Origin of the sequence: Streptomyces durbertensis, assembly GCF_014156695.1 — a bacterium.
In the GTDB taxonomy this organism is placed as follows: domain Bacteria; phylum Actinomycetota; class Actinomycetes; order Streptomycetales; family Streptomycetaceae; genus Streptomyces; species Streptomyces durbertensis.
In genome coordinates, this window is the sequence record NZ_WMLF01000774.1 from 1 (window position 1) to 1,281 (window position 1,281).

Genomic DNA, 1,281 nt, shown 5'->3' on the forward strand with positions numbered 1-1,281 from the left:
GGTCGGGGGGTGTCTGCCGCCGTCGCTGGCTGAGTTGCGGCAGCGGTGGGCGGTGTTGGGGGCGCTGATCACCGAGCATCTGAAGCGGTTGGGGCGCGTGTGAGTGAGACGTACGCGTTCCGGCGGTTTGCGCTCGCGGCGGACGGTGAGCCGGATGCCGAGCCCGTCACGTACGCCGTGCAGTGCGCGGTGTGCGACGCGTGGGGGCCGGTGGCCGAGGTGGACAAGGAGGCCGTCGGCGAGCTGGGGGCGGTGGAGCGGGAGAGGGCGGCGCGGGCCGCCGCCGCGTGGGTGCGGCAGCACCGGTTCGCGCAGCGGGAGCATCTGACGTACCGGCTTGTCGAGACCCGGCCGTACCGGCTGGTTCCGGGGGCGTGGCAGTGATGTTCTACGTCGACGGGTACTGGTGTGAGGCCGTCGTCCGCAGCCCGGAGGCTGAGGGGGAATGGCTGCTCGGTACGCATCTGGCGCGGTCTCCGGCGGAGGCGATGCGATGGCTGCGGGCGCAGGCCGAGCGCATCGCGCGGGCACTTGATCCGTTGCCGGGCGGCGGCGGGCCCTTCCCGTCCGCCGCGCTCCGCGCGGGCGACGAGGTCGGCGGACACGTTGGGCACGTGCTGCGGGAGTGGCTTGACGACCGGACCTACCAGGAGACGCAGCGCCGCGCGCTGGAGGAGGGCCGGCACATCAGCGCGAACGCCGGTGCGCCCGACCGCGTCGCCGGCGCCCGCGACGCGGCCCAGGTGTACTACTCGCTCTCCTGCCGTCCGATCACGAGCCGCCGGGCGGTAGGGCTGCTGGCGAGCGAAGCGCGCTACGGAAGCGCGGCCGGGCGAACGCCGGTGTGCCCGGAAGGCGGCGCGAGGGGCGAGGAGGAGTTGTTGTCCAGCGACGCCGTGGGTGAGGGGCCGGTGGGCGGCGGTGCGGCGGGCTCGTCCGCCGGACAGGTACGTGGCCGCGCGCCGGGTTAGGGGGTGTCGCGGCGGCGCCAGGGTTCCAGGGTGGGGTCGAGGGCGGCGGTGTAGACGCCGGCGCCTTGGCAGTGTTTGCACTGGCCGGCGCGGGCGAGGGTTTCGGCGGGGCTGTGGAAGGGATCGGGGCCGGGGACGTAGGCCAGGAGGCGGGTGATGGCACCCGCGCCGTGGCACCACTGGCAGATCGGGCCGGAGGGCTGTTCGGGGTCGCTGCTCACTTGGCCTGTCCGAGGGAGGGAAGGGAGAAGGTAAGAGGGTGGCTTCCGCCTGGGCGGTGATCACCGTAGTGGGTGGGGTGTTTCCGGGG

3 protein-coding genes are annotated in these 1,281 nt (G+C 74.0%); 2 read left to right on the forward strand and 1 reads right to left on the reverse strand.

The window, feature by feature from the left end:
- Positions 1-99 precede the first annotated feature (99 nt).
- Together GL263_RS26695 and GL263_RS26700 are read left to right on the forward strand one after the other, a co-directional pair.
- On the forward strand, positions 100-384 hold the full coding sequence (locus GL263_RS26695; protein ID WP_182858305.1) for a DUF7848 domain-containing protein: 285 nt from the start codon (positions 100-102) through the stop codon (positions 382-384).
- Positions 375-971, forward strand: a complete 597-nt coding sequence (locus GL263_RS26700) for a hypothetical protein (RefSeq protein WP_182858306.1) — start codon at positions 375-377, stop codon at positions 969-971. The genes GL263_RS26695 and GL263_RS26700 overlap by 10 nt, the downstream gene beginning before the upstream one ends.
- Here GL263_RS26700 and GL263_RS26705 read toward each other — a convergent pair.
- Positions 968-1,192, reverse strand: coding sequence for a hypothetical protein (locus tag GL263_RS26705; protein ID WP_182858307.1), 225 nt, complete (start codon positions 1,190-1,192; stop codon positions 968-970). The genes GL263_RS26700 and GL263_RS26705 overlap by 4 nt on opposite strands.
- Positions 1,193-1,281: the final 89 nt, after the last annotated feature.